Raw genomic sequence first — 18,011 nt, forward strand, 5'->3', positions numbered from 1 at the left:
AGGTTGCCCGATGGCCGACATCGTTCCCGCCGCCGTCCAGCTCGGCGGTGTCCACCACGCCGCGTTTCGCTGCCGCGACGCCGAGCAGACCCGCTGGTTCTACGAGGAATGTGCTGGGCCTGAAGGCCGCGGCCGGACTGGTCGCGGAGACGGTGCCGGGCACCAACGCCGAAACACCGTTCATGCACATCTTCTTCGCGCTCGGCGACGGCAATTACATCGCCTTTTTCGACTCGCCGACCGACGCCGATCCTGCCTGGTTCGACCGCAAGAGCAGTTTCGACATGCACATCGCAATCGAGGCCGCGAACGAGGCCAGTGGCATCAGCGCGTTCGGGCCGCTCGACCACGATTCGTGCGCTCGATCTACATGTACGATCCGAACGGAATCCAGGTGGAGATCACCATCCGAACCCCCGACCATGCAACGATCATGGCCCATGAAAAGGCATCGCTGCCGGCGCTGTTGCGCGCGTGGACCGATCGTACCCGACCGCTGAAGGAGGCGAAGTTCGGGAGTGACGCGCTGGCCAAGCGCGAAGCACCCGCGGCCCTCTGATGGCGTCCGACCCCGAGCAACCGGCCGACCGGCGGATACCGGTCGGGATGATTTCCTGTCGGCGGACGAATTGGCCGCGATCACGCCCGAGCGGCTGGTGGAACAGACCACCGCGCTCAAGCCGATGATCGCACGATACGCCACCGAGGCCGAACGCCAGCGGCGTCCCGCCGACGCGGTGTGGCAGGCGCTCCGTGCGACCGGCTATTTCTATATGGTCGTGCCGCGGCGCTATGGCGGCCTGCAGTTCGATAGCGACACATACGATGCTGCCCAGCCTTTGCGTCGCGGCCGCGATCCCCGCGCTGGGCGCGGCACGCGGGGCGGTCGACAGTTGTCGCGAACGGCTGCGCAGCTATGTGAAGATCGGCGCCAACGGCGCCACGATCGACAAACCGGCCGCGCAGATGCGGCTTGCGCGGGCCGATCTCCTGCGCCGCTCCGCCGAGAGCACGGTGCGCCGCGCCGCCCGCGAGGCGGTGGCACTCGGCGCGCTCGACGAACCGGACCAGACCGGCGAGCGCATCCGTGTACGAGCGGAAATCGCCCATGCTGTCGCGCAATGCGTAGATGCCGTTCGGGGCTGCTGCGAGGCGGTCGGATCGAGCGTACACGCCTTGTCGCATCCTCTGCAGCGCGCGTTGCGCGACATACAGGTCATGCAGAGCCACGTCGTTTACGATCTTGACGGCGCCACCGAGCTCCATGGTCGCGCCTTGGTGGGTCTTCCGCCCAACTCCATGCTGACCTGACCACGGGTTATCGCCAGGCGTCTTTGCGTACCGCCGGCAGATAGATCGAGATGGTGCCCTCCTGATTGACGGGCCGATGAGATCCGGGGAGACATGGCAAGAGTGCTGATGGAACACCCCGGCGTGCTGGAGGTTGGCCAAGGCTGGTCTTTGCTCCGGGGGTTGCGTGTACGATTCGTTCGATGAGGAAGCCGGGCGCAGTGCGATGTCCCGGCGAACGCTCTTGCAACGGGTCGGCGCCACTGCCCTCGGGCTTGCGGCTATTCCGGCTTCCTCCCTCGCCCAGGCCCTGCCGGGCGACCTGGAGGCAGCGATCCGTGCCTCGGTACGGGGCGACCGCGACCTCGATCGGTTCTACGAGGAGCGGGACTACCGGCCATTGTGGGTGGCCGGCGGCAGGGTCGGTCCCGAGGCGGAGCAGTTGCACAGCCTGCTGGCCACGGCGGCCGCGGACGGCCTGTCCCCGCGCACCTACCGCCCCGACGCGCTGGTCGAAGCCGTGGAGCGCGCGGACGATGGACCGCCGCGAGCGCTGGCACGGGCGGAGGCGCTGCTATCCAGAACCTTTGCCAACTACGTCCGCGACGTCCGCCGTCATCGCGACATGGGCGTCGTCTATACCGAGGCGCATTTCGTGCCGATCGTTCCCTCCAGGACGGCCGTCCTGACCAGCGCGGCGCAGGCACCCAGCCTGCAGCGGTATCTGGAGACTGTCGGGTGGATGAACCCGCTTTACGCGAAGTTGCGCGGCGCACTTGCCGGCTATGGCGAGGAACAGGCCGGACCGGTGGCGCATATCCCCGCCGGCTCGATCCTGAAGCCGGGGTCTAAGGATCCGCGCGTCAGGCTGCTGCGCATACGCCTCGGCCTGACGCCGGACGGCGCCTACGACGCGGCGTTGGCCAGCGCGGTGCGTGCGCTGCAGCGTAGCCACGGGCAGCCGGCGGACGGCACTGCCGGACCGCTCACCTTGGCCCTGCTGAACCAGGGGTCGGCGGAGACGGGAGCGTTGCTTCGCCTCAACCTCGAACGGGCTCGGGCACTGCCGGCGCAGCTCGGCCGCCGGTATGTCCTGGTCGACGCGGCGGCCGCGCGGCTGTGGATGTACCAAGATGACCGCGCCGTGGGCTCGATGCGGGTCGCCGTCGGCAGGCCGACGGAGCCGACGCCGATGATGGCCGCCATGATCCGTCACCTGACGCTGAACCCCTATTGGAACGTCCCCCCCGATCTGGCCCGCAGCCGCATTGCCCCAGGGGTCGTCCGCGACGGACCGCAGCATCTGCGTAACCTGCGCTACGAGGTTCTGTCCGACTGGAGCGAGAATGCCACCAAGGTCGAGCCGGGCTCGATCGATTGGCAGGCGGTCGTCGCCGGCGAACGGGAAGTGCGTCTCCGCCAGCTGCCGGGCCCGGGCAATTCAATGGGACGGATGAAGTTCATGTTCCCGAACCAGCTCGGCATCTATCTGCACGACACGCCGGACCGCACGCTTTTGCGGGAAGAAACCCGCCTCGTGAGTGCCGGCTGCGTGCGCCTGGACGATGCCCCGCAGCTTGCGCGTTGGCTGTTCGGTCGCATGCCTGTCGCGCGCAACGCCGCTCCCGAGCAACAGCTCACGCTGCCGGAGCCGGTCCCGGTCTACATCACTTACCTGACCGCCGCGCCGGAGCCGCAGGGTGTTGCCCTGCGAGCGGACCTATACAAGCGCGATCCGGCTCAGCTGGCGGCACTCGCCGGCAGCAGGCGGAACCGTCGGCAGCGGTAAGGGCTGCCGACGGCGCTCACACCGAGAAGGCGCCGCAAGGAAGGGTGCATGCAGCGCCTGTCCGGTCGTGCTGCTCAAGCCTTAGCCGCGCTCACCGCGACGCGGGACGTAACCTGGCTGCTGGTACTGCTGCTGTGGCGCGCCGGGGTAGTAGCGGCCCTCACGCATATAGCCGTCGACACAGCCGTCATTGTTGCTGTCGGCCCACAGAGCGCCGGCGACGCCGCCGACCACGGCGCCCGCGAGCGCGCCTTCAAGCGTACCGAGACCGGTCGCGGCGCCAATGCCGGCACCACCGACCGCGCCCAGGGCCGCGCCGCCCGCGGCCGTGCCTGCGACATTGCTGCACGCGCGGCCGGTGGACGGATCGTAGCCGGCCGGGGTGCCGCGGTAATATTGACCGTTCCGGCTATAGCCGTCCGCATAGCCGTCGCCATTGGAGTCTGCCCAGACCGCCCCGGCGAGACCACCGATGCCGGCGCCGATAGCCGCGCCGGCGATCGTATCACCCGCGAGCGCTCCGACACCCGCGCCTACCGCGCCACCGACCAGAACCCCGGTTCCTGCACCTTCCAGCCGTGCTTCGTCGCGTCCGGTCGTGGCGCACGCGCCGAGTGAAAGGGAGCTTGCAGCCAGGAACACCATCAATGGTTTGCGCATATCATACTCCAACAAAAACGCAGTGACACGGGTCGACCGCGGGAATCGCGGGCGATGGAACTGCAATCCCGCAAACGAGGAGGAAGCCGCAACCGTTCCGCTGCGGCCGCCAGAGCCTGCCCCGATGCGCCTCGAACACACCGGCGATTGCCCCAACGTGGTTCCGGTGCTGAAGCGCAGTCCGAGGTGAGCGTGCCTTGGACATACCGATTGCCCGCGCCACCGCGCCTTCACGAAGCGGGATCTCGAAGGCTTCATGGGTCACGATGTGCCCGGGTCCACGGAGGTCTACGCGATCGGGCGTTTCGAAAGCGTCACGCGCGCTCTTACCGACATCCTGGAGGAGATCGACGCCCGCGCGCCGGGCGCCCTGCGCCGAAAGCGCGCCGAAGTGGCTCTTCCAGCCTCCATCGTCGGGAGGCTTGCAATGTCAGGATGTCGCCAGAAAAGATGGTGGGCGTGGCAAGGATTGAACTTGCGACCCCTGCGATGTCAACACAGTGCTCTACCACTGAGCTACACGCCCACTGCGGCCGCGCTTAGCCCCCCAGAGCGGGAGGCGCAACCCGGTTAGAGCTCGCCGAAACTGGCGCCCTGAAACATGCGATCCACCTCCAGCACCAGGTCGCGGAGGTGGAAGGGTTTGGAGAGGACGCGCGCGTTGGGGACGGCCTTGCCAGCCTTTAGCGTCACCGCGGCGAAGCCGGTGATGAACATCACTCGCATGTCCGCCGCCATCTCGCCCGCGCGCTGCGCCAGCTCGATCCCGTCCATCTCGGGCATGACGATGTCCGTCAGCAGCAGGTCGAAGCTCTCGGTCTCCAGCAGCGGGATCGCCGCCGTACCGCGATCGACCGCCGTCACCGCATAGCCGGACCGCTCGAGCGCGCGCGTGAGATATTCGCGCATGATCTGGTCGTCTTCGGCCAGCAGTATCCGGATCATGACAGCCCCTTGCTCACGCCCGACGACTATGCGCGCATCCGTTAACAAAGCCCAGAGCGTTGCGGCGCCGGACGCGCGCGCCTAGCGTCCCAGCAATGGACAGGAACGCGACGGCCGGCTTCGAATGCTGGGGCAGCGACCCGCCCGCGAGCCCGGTCGTGATCTCCGTCCCCCATGCCGGGCGCGAATACCCGCTGCCGCTGCGCGCGGCTTTGCGGGTGCCGTTGTCCGCCGTGACCGCGCTGGAGGATCGCCATGTCGACGCGGTGGCGCATGCGGCACGGACCGGCGAGACGATGCTAATCCAGCGCCGCGCGCGCGGCTGGATCGACCTCAATCGCGGCGAGGACGAGCGCGATCCCAAGGCGGACGAAGGCGCCCCGCCGGCGCCATCCGGAGCCAGTCCGACGGCCGGCAAGGTGGGCAGCGGGCTCGGCCTTATCCCCCGGCGCGTTTCGCCCGTGGGTGACTTGTGGAAACGACGCTGGAGCGACGTGGAAGTGCGCGCGCGGATCGACGGCGACCATCGATCCTACCATCGGGCACTCGCCGAGGCGCTGTTCGCCGCGCGCACGCGGTGGGGCATCGCGGTCCTGCTCGACCTCCATTCCATGCCGCCGCTGACGGGCGCGGCGAAGGGCACCCGGATCGTGGTGGGCGACCGCTTCGGCCGAGCGGCCGGCGCGCGGTTCGTGGCGCGCGCGGAAGCGGTGGCGGCGGCGCACGGCCTAACGACGGCGCTCAACAGCCCCTATGCCGGCGGTCACATCCTTGATCGCCACGGCCGTCCGGCGCAGGGCGTGCACGCCTTGCAGCTGGAACTCGACCGCTCGCTCTATCTGGATCGCGCCCTCGATCGCCCCGGCCCCGGGCTGGAGCGCACCGCGAGGATGGTGCGCGAGATGCTGGGGGCGCTGACCGACGAGGCGCTGGCCGGCGGCTGCGCCGTGGCGGCGGAATGACCCGAGCACATAAAAAACCACCCCGTGCTGGAAGCACGAGGTGGCCAAGGTTCAGGGAGGAGACGCGCCCGGGAGGGGGTCCACTGGGCGCGACATACGGTGTCGCGAAAGGGGGGAACACGAGCACCGTACACACCCTAAATGGGCGAACACGGGGAAGGTTCAACCCATCGCCGAACTTTTTGCCTAGACCGTGCCGAGCTGCGGCTGCGGCGTCTTGCCCTGCATCATCTGGCGGCCGAACACGTCGCGCATCAGGCTGAGCGAGAAGAGGTGCGCATAGAGCAGCGGCAGCATCCCCGACTGGGTGAGCTTGCGCAGCTGGTCACCCCGCATGCCGGTCAGCTTCTCCTCGTTGATCATCTGGAAGCCGCGATAGATAAACGGTTGCGCATTGCCGTCAGGCTGGATCGAGACCTCGCCGTCCATCAACAGCTCCAGCTCGCGCAGCTCGTTCATGAAGTTCTGCGTACGCTGACCGGCCTGCTCGAACTGCTCGTTGAACGACAGGATGTTCTTGGTCAGGTCGCTCGGGTCCTTGCCCGTGAACAGCGCCTCGCCCTCGTCGAACGCGCCGAGCGCATCGGCGGTCGGGTCGAAGCACAGCGACAGCTCCTCCGCCTCCGGGCGCAGCTTGGCGAGCATAAATGGGTAGCGGCGGACATAGGCGGGGACGTAGAAGTTGTTCTCCAGCAGCTTGCCTTCGTCATCGACGAAGACGTTGATGCCCTCGTTGAGCCCCATCAGCCCGAGCGGGATCGCGTCGGGACCGACCGAGAAGACGATCGGCATGTGGCGCTGGACCAACGGGAACTCGTCCACGGTGATCGGGATCGCGTGCTGCCCGGCCAGGAACGGCGCCCGGTCCTGGACCTTCAGCTTGAAGTCCGCGTGCGTCTCGCTCGAGAGCGGCTCGAGGCCCTTGTAGAACAGGGGAAGCTGGGGCGCGCTGGCCATGCGGTCTCTCCGAACAAAGAAACGGCGGACCGCAAGGCCCGCCGGTTGATCGCGCGTCTTTATTGATCGGGACTGGCGCGTGCAAGCAGCTTGCCTGGATTGAGCAGTCCGTGCGGGTCGAGCGCGCCCTTCACGCCGCGCAACACCGCCATGCGCGCCGGCGACGACAGCCGCGCGAGTTCGTCCCGCTTCATCTGCCCGATGCCGTGCTCCGCCGAGATCGAGCCGCCCGCCGCGACGACCAGGTCGTGGACGAAGCGGGTGACAATCGGCGCCTCGTCCGCATACCAGCGCTCCGCCGACACTCCGCCGGGCGCGCGGACATGGAAGTGGACATTGCCGTCGCCGAGATGGCCGAAGCCGGATGCATGGGTGCCGGGAAAGCGCGCCTTGCAGGCGGCGGCGGCGTCGAGCAGGAAATCGGGCATGGCGTCGACGGGGACGGAGATGTCGTGCTGTGTCGCCGGACCCTGCGCCCGCTCGGCGGCAGAGATTGAGTCGCGCAGCGTCCAGAACGCTTCCGCTTGCGCCTCGCTGGCGGCAATGGTCGCGTCCTGCGCCAGCTCCTGCTCGAACGCCTCGACCAGCAAGCGTTCGAGAAGCCTGGCGGGTTGCTCGTCCTCAGGTGCGGTCGCAACCGCCTCGATCAGGACGTGCCACCCGTGGCGCCCGGACAACGGCGTCCGCGCATCCCGCAGGTGCGCCAGCACGGCGGCCAACGAATCGTCGGGCATTAACTCGAAGCTCTCCACCGCCTCGGTCCGCCCCTCCACCAGCCGTAGCAGCCCCAGCGCCGCCGCCGGGGCCTCGACGCCGACCCAGGCGACCGCGCGGTCGAGCACGGCCGGCGCCAGCCGCAGCGTTGCGGCGGTGATAACCCCCAGCGTCCCCTCCGCCCCGACCAGCAGCTCCTTCAGGTCATAGCCGCGATTGTCCTTCTTCAGCGCCGCCAGTCCGTCATGTACCGATCCGTCCGGCAGCACCGCTTCGATACCCGCGACCAGCCCGCGCATCGTGCCGTGGCGCAGCACCTGCGTGCCGCCGGCGTTGGTGGAGACGAGCCCGCCCACGGTCGCCGAACCGCGTGCGCCGAGCGTCAGGGGAAAGCGCCTTCCCTTCGCGAGCGCCGCTGCATGCAGATCGGTCAGAATCACTCCTGCCTCGGCGACCGCCAGCCCAGCCACCGCGTCGACCGACCTCACCCGGTTCATTCGTCGCAGCGAAAGGATCAGCGCCGATCCGTCGGCCGGGGGTGTGGCGCCGCCGACCATCGACGTGTTGCCCCCCTGCGGCACCAGCGGCACACGGTGCGCCGTCGCGGCCGCGCAGATCGACGACACCTCCGCAGTCGAGTCCGGCTGCAGCAGCACGGCCGCCCGCCCCTGGTAGCGTCCGCGCCAGTCGGTCAGCCACGGCGCAATCAGCTCCGCGTCGGTGACGATCGTGCGCGGCCCCACGGAGGTTGCAAGTGCGTCCAGCATCCCACGCTGGGACGGGTCGATCGTTGCGGAAGCGTCAGGGTTCATCATCGGTTCAACGACCTTCCGTAAGCGCGCAAGCTGTTTCATGCCCCACCACGCCCCTCTCGTCACCTTGCTCGCGCTCGCCGCGCCCGCGCTCGCGGCGGATCGGGTCGCGCCTCCCGCGGGTGGGCAGATCGCGCGGCTGACGATCCAGCAGCGGGTGGTGATCCGTGTGCCCCGCGTGCCGGAGGCCAGGCTGCCATTGCCCAAGCCGGTCAAGTGGAAGGAAAAGAAGGGGCCGGAATGCGTGGCCGCGCAAACCATGGCCGGTGCGCTGATCTCGGCTCCCAACCAGGTCGATCTGGTGCTGATCGGCGGCAAGCGGGTTCGTGCAAAGCTCGATGGCGACTGCAAGCCGCTCGATTTCTATTCGGGCTTCTACGTCCGCCCATCGAAGGATGGGATGATCTGCCGCGACCGTGATGCAATTCGCGTGCGATCAGGCGCGAGCTGCCAGATCGACGATTTCAAGCTGCTCCAGGCGAGCAAATAGCGCTGCAAACTTGACTTTTGGCGGTCCTTGAGCGAGCGCCCGGGGCGCCTGGGGCAGCGCCGCCGCCCCTCCATCCGGACAGCTGCATGCTTTTCGCCGACCTCGGCCTCTCTCCCGAATTGCTCAAGGCGGTGACCGACGCTGGTTACACCGAGCCGACGCCGATCCAGGCGAGCGCGATCCCGTCGGTGCTGATGATGCGCGATATCATCGGCGTGGCGCAAACCGGCACCGGCAAGACGGCGAGCTTCGTGCTGCCGATGATCGACATCCTCGCGGAAGGACGCAGCCGGGCGCGAATGCCGCGCTCGCTGATCCTCGAGCCCACTCGCGAATTGGCGGCGCAGGTCGCCGAGAACTTCGTCAAATACGGCGTCAACCACAAGCTTTCGATGGCGCTGCTGATCGGCGGCGTGTCGATGGGCGATCAGGTCAAGGCGCTGGAGAAGGGCGTCGACGTGCTGATCGCCACGCCCGGCCGGCTGATGGACCTGTTCGGGCGCGGCAACATCCTGCTCACCGGCTGCTCGCTGCTGGTGATCGACGAGGCCGACCGGATGCTCGACATGGGGTTCATCCCCGACATCGAGGAAATCTGCACCAAACTGCCGAAGCAGCGCCAGACGCTGTTGTTCTCGGCGACGATGCCGGCGCCGATCAAGCGGCTGGCGGATAAATTCCTCGACAATCCCAAGATGATCGAGGTCTCGCGGCCCGCGTCGACCAACCTGAACATCAAGCAGATCCTGGTTCCCGTCGCCGGCGGCGCCTTTGCCAAGCGCGAGCGGCTGCGCGAATTGCTCCAGCAGGAGGAGGTGACCAACGCGATCATCTTCTGCAACCGCAAGACGACGGTGCGCGAGCTCAACAAGAGCCTCAAGAAGGATCGGTTCCGCTCGGGCGAGATCCACGGCGACATGGAGCAGTCGGAGCGGATCGCCGAACTCGACCGCTTCAAGGCCGGCGAGGTCACCATCCTGGTCGCCTCCGATGTCGCCGCGCGCGGGCTGGACATCAAGGGCGTGTCCCATGTCTTCAACTTCGACGCGCCCTGGCATCCCGACGATTACGTCCACCGCATCGGCCGCACCGGTCGCGCCGGCGCGACGGGTACCGCCTATACGCTGGTGGGCCCCGAGGACGCGGAGAACATCGCCAATATCGAGAAGCTGACCGGTCAGACGATCGAACGGTTGAGCAAGGCGGTCGCTCCGGCACCGGCGCGCGAAGAGGCGCCCGAGGAACGCGCGCCCCGCCGCGGGCGGGTACGCGTCGCCGCCAAGTCGGCCGAGCAGGAGCCTGCGGCGGTCGAGGCACCGCCGGAGGAAGAGCCGGCGGCACGCGAGGCCCGTCCTGCCCGCGAGGCCCGTCCTGCCCGCGAAGCCCGGCCGGCGCGCGAAGCCCGCCCGGCCAGAGAGGCCCGGCCGCCGCGCGGTGACGAACGCCCTCGGCGTGAGGAGCGACCGCAGCGGCGCGATGAGCGTGATGACGGACCCGACGAGGGCTGGAACGGTCCGGTCCCGGATTTCCTGTCGGCCGCCATCGCGCTCTGAATCGGCATGATCGAGTATGTCACGCCCGTTGACGTGGCGAGCCCGTGCATCGGCATATGCGTGATGGATGACGCGAGCGGCTGGTGCGAAGGTTGCGGCCGGACGCTGGACGAGATCGCCGGCTGGCTGACCATGACGCGGGCACAGCGCGATGCGGTCATGGCCGCGTTGGCGAGGCGGCAGGCCGCCTAGGCCGCCCCCCCCCCCCCGGAGGCGTGGAGCTCATCCGGCCTTTATCTCCGCGATCAGCGCGTCGTCGATCGCTTTCGCCTTCTGGTACGCCGGTCGCGCGGTGAGGCGTTCGACATAGGGCAGGAACGCGGCGCGCTTGGGCAGCGACCCGAACTGGACGCCCCAGATGATCTGCGACCCGAAATACACGTCCGCGGCGGTGAAACGGTCGCCGACGACATAGTCGCGCGCGGCGATCTCGCGCTCGAGCACATCGACCACCTGGTCATAACTGCCATAGCCGGCCATCGCGCGCTGATCCTCGGCGACCTCGACCTTAAGATAGTTGTTGGTGATCGCGGACTCGACCGGCCCGGCGGCGAAGAACAGCCAGCGATAATAGGCCGCGCGCTCCTCTGCCCCGGGGGCAAGCCCCGCGTCGGCATAGGCGTCGGCCAGATAGGCGCAGATCGCCGCGCCCTCGGTCACCACCTGCCCGCGATGCACGATCGCCGGCACCTTGCCCATCGGATTGACCGCCAGATACTCGGCCGCCTTCATCGACGAGCCATAGTCGAGGATAACCTGCTCATAATCGGCCTCGACCTCCTCCAGCATCCAGCGGGCGATCTGCCCGCGCGACATGGGGTTGGTGTAGAAAATGATGTCGGCCATCGCGCGCCTCCTCTTCCGACTCAGAACGTAAGTGGAACACGAGTGTTCGGCTCGGTCAAGTCGCCCGAAACCACCACACGCCGTCGCGCACGTCCCGCGCCGCGCGGCCTTCGACCTCCAGGTGCCGCAGGTGGGCCAAGGCTTCCCCGGTCGCCATGCCGATTACATCCGGGCCGATCGGGCGGCGGAACAGCTGCGTGAAGCAATCGACCGCGCGGCGCGGCGTCGCCAGGTGCGCCGCCACCGCGTCGAGACGCTGGCGATGCTCGGCGTCGAGTTGGTCGAGCCGCGTGTGCAGGCCCGTGAACGGCTCGCCATGCCCGGGCAGCACCAGCAGGTCCGCCGGCAGCGACTTCAGCTTGGCGATCGACGCGAGCCAATCGCCGAGCGGATCACCCTCGGGCTCGCTCACCCCCAGGCTGATGTTGGAGCTGATCCGCGGCAGCACCTGGTCGCCCGCGATCAGGATGCCGCGCTTGGCGTCGAGCAGGCAGGCATGTTCGGGGCTGTGGCCGTTGCCGGTCACCACCTCCCACGCCGCGCCGCCGATCCGCAGCACATCGCCCTCGGCGATGCGGCGAAAGCCCAGCGGCAGGCGCGCGACGATCCGCTCGAAATTGCCCCAGCCCCGCTCGGACGCACACGCGATCTGCGCGTCATCCCACCCGGCGCCGCGCCAGAAGGCGATCATCTCCTCGGGGATCTCGTCGCGACTGTCGGCGCACAGCATGCGCACCTGCAGCCATTCGGTCCGCGTCATCAGCAGCGGCGCGTCATGCTGCCGGCACAGCCAGCCCGCGAGCCCGACATGGTCGGGATGATAATGGGTGCAGAGCACCTGCGCGACCCGCTTCCCCGCGAGGGGGCCGCCCAGCAGCGCGCCCCAGGCCGCGACGCCCGTGTCGTTGTTGAAGCCCGTGTCGATCAGCGTCAGCCCCTCGGGTCCGTCGAGGACATAGCCGTTGACGTGCTTGAGCGGCCCCCACATCGGCAGCCGCCACCAGTGCAGGCCGGGCGCGATCTCGATCAGTTCGCCGGGTTGCGGCGAGCGGTCACCGAAGGGGTAGGTGAGACCGTCGCGCTCGAGTGGCGTATCGGCGAGCGGGGCAAGCGGTGCGGTGGCCATCGGGTTGCGGGTAGCAACGGATGCCGCATCCGTCATCTCAATCCTCCCCGTTCACGGGGAGGAGAACCGCTCGCCCACTTGGGCGAGTGGTGGATGGGGCGTGCCGCAAGCAAATCGCTCGCGGATAGGCGGCTGCCACCTCCCCGCGAACGGGCGGGGTTGGCGGAGAGCGCCGCGGCGAAGCCGCGTCGTGACGTCGAACGGGGTTGGCTCCGCCACCCGCCGGCCGAGCTTGTCGGTCTCGCACGCAGCTATGCTGCGTGCGTGCCGGCTGCGCTAGCGCCGGAACGGGTCGAACAGCGCGTCCGCTTGCGATTTCGGGACGATGCCCGCCTCCAGGTCGCGCGCCGCCTGCTCGCGCTCGGCGCGGAGCTGCCCGATCAGCGCCTCGCGGTCGCCGTCCAGCTTGGGGTCGAAGGTCGGCGCCTCGATGCCGGCCGCCTTCGCAGCCTTGGCCACCGCCGCGTCCAGCTCACGCTGCGTGGTCAGACCGAGCGTCACCGGATCCTTGGGCGTGATGTTCGCCATGTTCCAGTGGCTGCGGTCGCGGATCGCGGCGATCGTGGTCCGGGTGGTGCCGATCAGCAGGCCGATCTGGCCGTCGGTGATCTCGGGATGGTTGCGGATGATCCAGGCGATGCCGTCCGGCTTGTCCTGCCGCTTGGACACCGGCGTATAGCGCGGCCCCTTGGTGCGGCGGACCTGGTCGGGGCCCTTGGTGATCTGCATGCGATAGTTCGGGTCGGCCTGCGCCTTGTCGATCTCCTCCTGCGTCACCTCGTGCGCGCGGATCGGGTCGCGGCCGGTCAGCTTGGTGGCGGCCGTGTCGTCGGCGATCGCCTGCACCTCCAGGATGTGGAGACCGCAGAATTCGGCGATCTGCTCGAACGAAAGCGAGCTGTTGTCGACCAGCCAGCTGGCGGTCGCGTGAGGCATGAGCGGCTGGGCCATGCGGGGAACTCCAAAAAGAAACGGCCGCCCCTGTCCGGAGCGGCCCTGCATGTTTCCGGGTCTACCCGCACGGGGCGCATTGGGCAAGCGGCTGTCACCCGATAGCAACAGAGCGCCGCTATTCGGCCGTTCGCGAGAGGCCGGGATATGCAAGGCGGGTTGGGCCGGTCGGTCGGCGCCGCTAAGCGCAAGGCACGACCGCACCGTTCGAAGGAGTTAAACGATGAAGACGTTCAAGGCGCTGTTCGCCACCGCCGCCGCCGCGGCGATGCTGACCGCGACCACCGCCGCCGCCGCACCGCAGGCGGCAGGCCAGGGCTCTGTCACCCGCGCCGCGACGTCGCAGGCGAACGCCAGCGACATCGGCGCCGACGTGCCCTTTTCCACCGTCATCAACATCGGCATCCTCGCGGCTCTGGTCGTCATCGTGCTGCTCGCCACGCGCGGCGGCGACAATGATTCGCCGACCAGCCCATAACGACGGCAGCCGGCCCGTGTGCGCGGGCCGGCCCCTGGCTTAGATCAAGCCCATCGCCATGCGGCGCCGTGCCTGCCAGCGCAGCTCCAGCCAGATCCACGCGCCCACCGCCATCGGCGCGAGCAGGCCCCAGCAATATCGCCAGTATGCGGGCCACCAACTTCCCCAAAAGCGGCTCCCGGTCTGCTTGATGAGCTCGGCCTCGCCAGTCTTGCCCAGCGCAACCGCGCGGTAATGTCCGGGCCGATCGAGATAGACGGTGTAGCCACCCTCCTTCACCGCGAACATCGGCAATCCCAGGAACGTCCACGACCGCACCCAATAGCCCAGGCGCAGCCGCGCCATGGCCTGCGGCCGATCACGTTCCAGCAGCACGGCGACATCCGGGCGCCAGTCGGTCTTGGGGATGAACGCGCCATAGACCTGTGCGAAGGCCGCGAGCTGATCTTCATGCCGGTGTCGCGGCACCTCGGCGACAAAGGCGATGTGGGGCAGGCTCGCCAGCACCGGCGGCCGGCGGGACAGCGCCAGACTGGCGACGATCAGCAGCCCGACGAAGATCAACAGCGCGAAATGGCCGACCTGGCGGGGCGGCTCACGCCTGTCGTCGCTCAACCATCCACCTCGAGCACGATCTTGCCGACATGCTCGCCCGCCTCCATCCGCGCGTGCGCCGCCGCCGCTTCGGCCAGCGGATAGGTGCGGTCGATCACGGGCTTCAACCGCCCTGCCTCGACATGAGGCCAGACGGTGCGGTGGAGCTCGTCGGCGACCAGCGACTTCCAGGCCGTGTCGCGCGGGCGCAGCGTCGATCCGGTCAGCGTCAGGCGGCGGCGCATGACCTCGAAGATCGGAATCGTCGCCATCGCGCCGCCCTGCACCGCGATCGAGACGTGGCGGCCGTCATCGGCCAGGCATTGCAGGTTGCGCGGCACATAATCCCCGCCCACCATGTCGAGCACTGCCTGAACGCCCCGGCCACCGGTGATCTCTTTCACCTGCGCGACGAAGTCCCCGGTGCGATAATTGATCGCATGACCCGCGCCCAGTCCAAGCGCGGCCGCGCACTTCTCCTCCGAACCGGCGGTAACGATGCTGGTGATGCCGAACAGGCCGCACAGCGCCACCGCCATGGTGCCGATGCCGCTGGTGCCGCCGTGGATCAGCACCGTGTCGCCTTCGGTCGCATAGGCGCGCTCGAACAGGTTGGTCCAGACGGTGAACAGCGTCTCCGGGATCGCCGCCGCCTCGACCATCGACAGCGCGGCCGGGACCGGCAGGCACTGGCCATGGGGCGCCACGGCATATTCGGCATAGCCGCCGCCCGCCACCAGCGCGCAGACCGGCTGGCCCGCCAGCTCGTCGCCGACGTCGGCGCCCAGTGCCACGATCTCGCCCGCGACCTCCAGTCCAGGGATCGACGGCGCGCCCGGCGGCGGCGGATAGCCGCCCTTGCGCTGGAGGATGTCCGGCCGGTTGACCCCGGCGGCGGCGACCCGGATCAGCACCTCGCCCGCGGCCGGCACCGGCACGCGCCGCTCCACGAGCTGTAGCACCTCAGGCCCGCCCGGCGTCGCCGGGTCGATCGCCTGCATCGTTATGGGAATACTGCTCACAATCGACCCCCGTGTCGGCGCCAACATCCCCGTAAGAGGCACCAAGCTTCAATGGCGTTATTGACAGCCGCGCGGCCCCGGTCAACGTTGCACCATATGGAGCCCGATGACGCTCTTCCCCGCCCGAGCGACCTGCTGAGCCAGCTCGTGCGCCAGGACCTCGACCCGCTCTCCGTGGCGGAGCTGGAGGCGCGGGTCGCGGCACTTGAGGGCGAGATCGCGCGCTGTCGTCAAAGGATAGAACGCGCCGTTAACCATAAGGCAAGCGCCGACGCGCTATTCAGGCAATAGGCGTTGTATGAACCGGTCCGGCCCGCTGAAATACGGAACCGGCACTGGCTTGCGGCGCTTGATGCCGCACCGCGCAATCCCGACATGGGGTGAGACGGAGCCGCGTCCCGCAAGTTTTCCTTGGGCGGCCCGACAGGAGTAACACATGCCCTCTTTCGCCCCCGCGCTCGAGACCTCGCTCCACAAGGCGCTCGAAGCCGCGTCCACGCGCCGCCACGAATATGCGACGCTGGAGCACCTGCTGCTCGCGTTGATCGACGACGAGCACGCGTCGAAGGTGATGACTGCCTGCAACGTTGAGTTGCCCGACCTCAAGACCACGGTCGCGCACTATCTCGACACCGAGCTCGACGCGCTCAAGGTCCAGACGCAGACCGATCCATCGCCGACCAGCGGCTTTCAGCGCGTCGTGCAGCGCGCGATCCTGCACGTCCAGTCGTCGGGCCGCGACGAGGTGACCGGCGCCAACGTGCTGGTCGCCTTGTTTTCGGAGCGCGAGAGCTATGCCGTCTATTTCCTGCAACAGCAGGACATGAGCCGCCTCGACGCGGTCAGCTTCATCTCGCACGGCGTCGGCAAGGGCGGCGCTGCCGAGGCCAGCAGCCCCAAGGGCGCTGCCGAGGAGGAGAAGCCGGCCAAGGGCAGCGGCAAGGATAAGGGCGAGAGCGCGCTGAAGCAGTTTTGCGTCGACCTCAATGAAAAGGCGAAGATCGGCAAGGTCGACCCGCTGATCGGCCGCATGGCCGAGGTCGACCGGACCATCCAGATCCTGTGCCGCCGGTCCAAGAACAACCCGCTCTATGTGGGCGATCCCGGCGTCGGCAAGACCGCCATCGCCGAAGGGTTGGCGCGCAAGATCGTCGAGGGCGAGGTGCCCGACGTGCTCAAGCCCGCCGTCATCTACTCGCTCGATATGGGCGCGCTGCTCGCCGGCACGCGGTATCGCGGTGATTTCGAGGAGCGGCTGAAGGCGGTGGTCAACGAGCTGGAAAAGCTGCCCGACGCGGTGCTCTTCATCGACGAGATCCACACCGTCATCGGCGCGGGTGCCACCAGCGGCGGTGCGATGGACGCGTCCAACCTGCTCAAACCCGCGTTGTCGGGCGGCAGCATCCGCTGCATCGGCTCGACCACCTACAAGGAGTTCCGCAACCATTTCGAGAAGGACCGCGCGCTGCTGCGGCGCTTCCAGAAGATCGACGTCAACGAGCCGACCATCGAGGACACGATCAAGATCCTTGCCGGCCTGCGCTCGGCGTTCGAGGACCATCACTCGGTCAAGTACACACCGGACGCGATCAAGTCGGCGGTGGAGCTCAGCGCGCGCTACATCAACGATCGCAAGCTGCCCGACAAGGCGATCGACGTGATCGACGAGGTCGGCGCGATGCAGATGCTGGTGCCGCCCAACAAGCGCAAGAAGACGATCACGCCGCGTGAGATCGAGCAAGTCATCGCGACCATGGCCCGCATCCCGCCGAAGTCGGTCTCGACCGACGACAAGAAGGCACTGGCGACGCTCGACACCGACCTGAAGCGCGTCGTGTTCGGCCAGAACGCGGCGATCGAGAAGCTCAGCTCCGCGATCAAGCTGGCGCGGGCGGGCCTGCGCGAGCCGGAGAAGCCGATCGGCAACTATCTGTTCACCGGCCCGACCGGCGTCGGCAAGACCGAGGTCGCCAAGCAGCTCGCGCAGATCATGGGCATCCCGCTCCAGCGCTTCGACATGTCGGAATATATGGAGCGGCATTCGGTCAGCCGCCTGATCGGCGCGCCTCCGGGCTATGTCGGCTTCGATCAGGGTGGCCTGCTGACGGACGCGGTCGATCAGAACCCGCACTGCGTGCTCCTGCTCGATGAGATCGAGAAGGCGCATCCGGACCTGTTCAACATCCTGTTGCAGGTGATGGACAACGGCCGGCTTACCGACCAGCATGGCAAGACCGTCGACTTCCGCAATGTCATCCTCATCATGACGACTAATGCGGGCGCGTCCGACATGGCGCGCGAGACGCTCGGCTTCGGCACTCTCACCCGCGAGGGCGAGGACGAGCAGGCGGTGCAGAAGATGTTCACGCCGGAGTTCCGCAACCGGCTCGATGCGGTGGTGCCGTTCGGCTACCTGCCGCCGGAAGTGGTCGCGCGCGTCGTCGACAAGTTCGTGCTGCAGCTCGAGCTGCAGCTCGCCGACCGCAACGTCCACATCCAGTTGGACGACGAGTCGCGCAAGTGGCTGACCGACAAGGGCTATGACAAGCTGTACGGAGCGCGGCCGATGGGGCGCTTGATCCAGGAGAAGATCAAGCAGCCGCTGGCGGAGGAACTGCTGTTCGGCAAGCTTGTCCACGGCGGCGAGGTGACCGTCAAGATGAAGGACGGCGCTTTGAGCTTCGCGATCGAACCCGCCCCGCCCAAGAAGCCCAAGAAGAAGGGCGCGGTCGCCCGCACCGACACCGATCCGACGCCGGCGGACTGAATCGCCGTATGACGATTGGGCGTACCGGTCTCGACAGCGGGGCACAGCGTTATGA

At 68.1% G+C, this 18,011-nt stretch carries 19 protein-coding genes and 1 tRNA gene; 10 read left to right on the top strand and 10 right to left on the bottom strand.

Translation table 11 applies throughout. The features are described from left to right. Positions 1-10 precede the first annotated feature (10 nt). From VFQ64_RS02730 to VFQ64_RS02740, 3 genes are all read left to right on the top strand, one after another. Positions 11-559: a VOC family protein gene (locus tag VFQ64_RS02730; RefSeq protein ID WP_325101770.1), complete on the top strand. Its 549-nt coding sequence runs from the start codon at positions 11-13 to the stop codon at positions 557-559. 266 nt (positions 560-825) lie between these two features. Further along, positions 826-1,311 carry an acyl-CoA dehydrogenase family protein gene (locus VFQ64_RS02735; protein ID WP_325101771.1) on the top strand — a complete coding sequence of 162 codons (486 nt, stop codon included), beginning with the start codon at positions 826-828 and terminating at the stop codon, positions 1,309-1,311. Between the two features lie 205 nt (positions 1,312-1,516). Further along, positions 1,517-3,079, top strand: a complete 1,563-nt coding sequence (locus VFQ64_RS02740) for a L,D-transpeptidase family protein (protein ID WP_325101772.1) — start codon at positions 1,517-1,519, stop codon at positions 3,077-3,079. Positions 3,080-3,160: 81 nt separating this feature from the next. Here the strand turns inward: VFQ64_RS02740 and VFQ64_RS02745 are convergent, their stop codons facing one another. The 3 genes from VFQ64_RS02745 to cpdR all read right to left on the bottom strand — a co-directional run bounded on the left by VFQ64_RS02745 (position 3,161) and on the right by cpdR (position 4,684). Beyond that, on the bottom strand, positions 3,161-3,739 hold the full coding sequence (locus tag VFQ64_RS02745) for a glycine zipper domain-containing protein (RefSeq protein WP_325101773.1): 579 nt from the start codon (positions 3,737-3,739) through the stop codon (positions 3,161-3,163). Between the two features lie 451 nt (positions 3,740-4,190). Continuing rightward, a tRNA-Val gene (locus VFQ64_RS02750) sits at positions 4,191-4,265 on the bottom strand. Between the two features lie 44 nt (positions 4,266-4,309). Next, positions 4,310-4,684 carry a cell cycle two-component system response regulator CpdR gene (gene cpdR, locus VFQ64_RS02755; protein WP_325101774.1) on the bottom strand — a complete coding sequence of 125 codons (375 nt, stop codon included), beginning with the start codon at positions 4,682-4,684 and terminating at the stop codon, positions 4,310-4,312. Between the two features lie 95 nt (positions 4,685-4,779). On the opposite strand from cpdR, the gene VFQ64_RS02760 reads away from it, so the two are divergent. Next, entirely contained in the window at positions 4,780-5,646 is an 867-nt protein-coding gene (locus VFQ64_RS02760) for an N-formylglutamate amidohydrolase (RefSeq protein ID WP_325101775.1), read from the top strand. A 186-nt stretch (positions 5,647-5,832) separates the two neighbouring features. On the opposite strand, the gene VFQ64_RS02765 is transcribed toward VFQ64_RS02760, so the two are convergent. Together VFQ64_RS02765 and VFQ64_RS02770 are read right to left on the bottom strand one after the other, a co-directional pair. Next, complete coding sequence (locus tag VFQ64_RS02765; protein ID WP_325101776.1) at positions 5,833-6,603, bottom strand: SapC family protein; 771 nt, start codon at positions 6,601-6,603, stop codon at positions 5,833-5,835. A gap of 59 nt (positions 6,604-6,662) precedes the next feature. Then, positions 6,663-8,132 carry an FAD-binding oxidoreductase gene (locus VFQ64_RS02770; protein WP_325101777.1) on the bottom strand — a complete coding sequence of 490 codons (1,470 nt, stop codon included), beginning with the start codon at positions 8,130-8,132 and terminating at the stop codon, positions 6,663-6,665. A gap of 37 nt (positions 8,133-8,169) precedes the next feature. Between VFQ64_RS02770 and VFQ64_RS02775 the strand changes: the two genes are divergently transcribed. The 3 genes from VFQ64_RS02775 to VFQ64_RS02785 all read left to right on the top strand — a co-directional run bounded on the left by VFQ64_RS02775 (position 8,170) and on the right by VFQ64_RS02785 (position 10,364). Beyond that, positions 8,170-8,619 carry a hypothetical protein gene (locus tag VFQ64_RS02775; protein WP_325101778.1) on the top strand — a complete coding sequence of 150 codons (450 nt, stop codon included), beginning with the start codon at positions 8,170-8,172 and terminating at the stop codon, positions 8,617-8,619. Between the two features lie 86 nt (positions 8,620-8,705). Beyond that, a complete protein-coding gene (locus VFQ64_RS02780) occupies positions 8,706-10,172 on the top strand; it encodes a DEAD/DEAH box helicase (RefSeq protein ID WP_325101779.1) in 1,467 nt (488 codons plus the stop codon). A 6-nt stretch (positions 10,173-10,178) separates the two neighbouring features. After that, positions 10,179-10,364 (top strand): DUF1289 domain-containing protein, encoded by a 186-nt coding sequence (locus VFQ64_RS02785; RefSeq protein WP_325101780.1) that lies wholly within the window; start codon positions 10,179-10,181, stop codon positions 10,362-10,364. A gap of 30 nt (positions 10,365-10,394) precedes the next feature. Here the strand turns inward: VFQ64_RS02785 and VFQ64_RS02790 are convergent, their stop codons facing one another. The 3 genes from VFQ64_RS02790 to VFQ64_RS02800 form a co-directional block, all read right to left on the bottom strand. Beyond that, positions 10,395-11,018, bottom strand: a complete 624-nt coding sequence (locus tag VFQ64_RS02790; RefSeq protein WP_325101781.1) for a glutathione S-transferase family protein — start codon at positions 11,016-11,018, stop codon at positions 10,395-10,397. A 55-nt stretch (positions 11,019-11,073) separates the two neighbouring features. Then, entirely contained in the window at positions 11,074-12,180 is a 1,107-nt protein-coding gene (locus tag VFQ64_RS02795) for an MBL fold metallo-hydrolase (protein WP_325101782.1), read from the bottom strand. A gap of 240 nt (positions 12,181-12,420) precedes the next feature. Beyond that, positions 12,421-13,095: a DUF1013 domain-containing protein gene (locus tag VFQ64_RS02800; protein WP_325101783.1), complete on the bottom strand. Its 675-nt coding sequence runs from the start codon at positions 13,093-13,095 to the stop codon at positions 12,421-12,423. A gap of 223 nt (positions 13,096-13,318) precedes the next feature. On the opposite strand from VFQ64_RS02800, the gene VFQ64_RS02805 reads away from it, so the two are divergent. After that, positions 13,319-13,573: a hypothetical protein gene (locus VFQ64_RS02805; RefSeq protein ID WP_325101784.1), complete on the top strand. Its 255-nt coding sequence runs from the start codon at positions 13,319-13,321 to the stop codon at positions 13,571-13,573. A 39-nt stretch (positions 13,574-13,612) separates the two neighbouring features. Here VFQ64_RS02805 and VFQ64_RS02810 read toward each other — a convergent pair whose 3' ends face one another. Both VFQ64_RS02810 and VFQ64_RS02815 read right to left on the bottom strand, forming a co-directional pair. After that, on the bottom strand, positions 13,613-14,188 hold the full coding sequence (locus VFQ64_RS02810) for a hypothetical protein (protein WP_325101785.1): 576 nt from the start codon (positions 14,186-14,188) through the stop codon (positions 13,613-13,615). After that, entirely contained in the window at positions 14,185-15,168 is a 984-nt protein-coding gene (locus tag VFQ64_RS02815; RefSeq protein ID WP_325101830.1) for an NAD(P)H-quinone oxidoreductase, read from the bottom strand. The genes VFQ64_RS02810 and VFQ64_RS02815 overlap by 4 nt, the downstream gene beginning before the upstream one ends. 117 nt (positions 15,169-15,285) lie before the next feature. On the opposite strand from VFQ64_RS02815, the gene VFQ64_RS02820 reads away from it, so the two are divergent. Then, on the top strand, positions 15,286-15,480 hold the full coding sequence (locus VFQ64_RS02820; RefSeq protein ID WP_325101786.1) for a DUF1192 domain-containing protein: 195 nt from the start codon (positions 15,286-15,288) through the stop codon (positions 15,478-15,480). Between the two features lie 145 nt (positions 15,481-15,625). Further along, positions 15,626-17,956 (top strand): ATP-dependent Clp protease ATP-binding subunit ClpA, encoded by a 2,331-nt coding sequence (gene clpA / locus VFQ64_RS02825; RefSeq protein ID WP_325101787.1) that lies wholly within the window; start codon positions 15,626-15,628, stop codon positions 17,954-17,956. The last annotated feature ends 55 nt before the right edge of the window (positions 17,957-18,011 follow it).

The sequence above is a fragment of the Sphingomonas sp. genome (assembly GCF_035714405.1).
Lineage (GTDB): Bacteria > Pseudomonadota > Alphaproteobacteria > Sphingomonadales > Sphingomonadaceae > Sphingomonas.

What these genes read in the sequence shown, in the direction of transcription:
- VFQ64_RS02800 (WP_325101783.1), bottom strand. Translation starts at nt 13,095, where the DNA reads ATGGCCCAGCCGCTCATGCCTCACGCGACCGCCAGCTGGCTGGTCGAC.
- VFQ64_RS02795 (WP_325101782.1), bottom strand. Translation starts at nt 12,180, where the DNA reads ATGACGGATGCGGCATCCGTTGCTACCCGCAACCCGATGGCCACCGCA.
- cpdR (WP_325101774.1), bottom strand. Translation starts at nt 4,684, where the DNA reads ATGATCCGGATACTGCTGGCCGAAGACGACCAGATCATGCGCGAATAT.
- VFQ64_RS02740 (WP_325101772.1), top strand. Translation starts at nt 1,517, where the DNA reads ATGTCCCGGCGAACGCTCTTGCAACGGGTCGGCGCCACTGCCCTCGGG.
- VFQ64_RS02820 (WP_325101786.1), top strand. Translation starts at nt 15,286, where the DNA reads ATGGAGCCCGATGACGCTCTTCCCCGCCCGAGCGACCTGCTGAGCCAG.
- VFQ64_RS02785 (WP_325101780.1), top strand. Translation starts at nt 10,179, where the DNA reads ATGATCGAGTATGTCACGCCCGTTGACGTGGCGAGCCCGTGCATCGGC.
- VFQ64_RS02770 (WP_325101777.1), bottom strand. Translation starts at nt 8,132, where the DNA reads ATGATGAACCCTGACGCTTCCGCAACGATCGACCCGTCCCAGCGTGGG.
- VFQ64_RS02815 (WP_325101830.1), bottom strand. Translation starts at nt 15,168, where the DNA reads ATGCAGGCGATCGACCCGGCGACGCCGGGCGGGCCTGAGGTGCTACAG.
- VFQ64_RS02745 (WP_325101773.1), bottom strand. Translation starts at nt 3,739, where the DNA reads ATGCGCAAACCATTGATGGTGTTCCTGGCTGCAAGCTCCCTTTCACTC.
- VFQ64_RS02780 (WP_325101779.1), top strand. Translation starts at nt 8,706, where the DNA reads ATGCTTTTCGCCGACCTCGGCCTCTCTCCCGAATTGCTCAAGGCGGTG.
- VFQ64_RS02765 (WP_325101776.1), bottom strand. Translation starts at nt 6,603, where the DNA reads ATGGCCAGCGCGCCCCAGCTTCCCCTGTTCTACAAGGGCCTCGAGCCG.
- VFQ64_RS02760 (WP_325101775.1), top strand. Translation starts at nt 4,780, where the DNA reads ATGGACAGGAACGCGACGGCCGGCTTCGAATGCTGGGGCAGCGACCCG.
- VFQ64_RS02805 (WP_325101784.1), top strand. Translation starts at nt 13,319, where the DNA reads ATGAAGACGTTCAAGGCGCTGTTCGCCACCGCCGCCGCCGCGGCGATG.
- clpA (WP_325101787.1), top strand. Translation starts at nt 15,626, where the DNA reads ATGCCCTCTTTCGCCCCCGCGCTCGAGACCTCGCTCCACAAGGCGCTC.
- VFQ64_RS02775 (WP_325101778.1), top strand. Translation starts at nt 8,170, where the DNA reads ATGCCCCACCACGCCCCTCTCGTCACCTTGCTCGCGCTCGCCGCGCCC.
- VFQ64_RS02790 (WP_325101781.1), bottom strand. Translation starts at nt 11,018, where the DNA reads ATGGCCGACATCATTTTCTACACCAACCCCATGTCGCGCGGGCAGATC.
- VFQ64_RS02730 (WP_325101770.1), top strand. Translation starts at nt 11, where the DNA reads ATGGCCGACATCGTTCCCGCCGCCGTCCAGCTCGGCGGTGTCCACCAC.
- VFQ64_RS02735 (WP_325101771.1), top strand. Translation starts at nt 826, where the DNA reads ATGCTGCCCAGCCTTTGCGTCGCGGCCGCGATCCCCGCGCTGGGCGCG.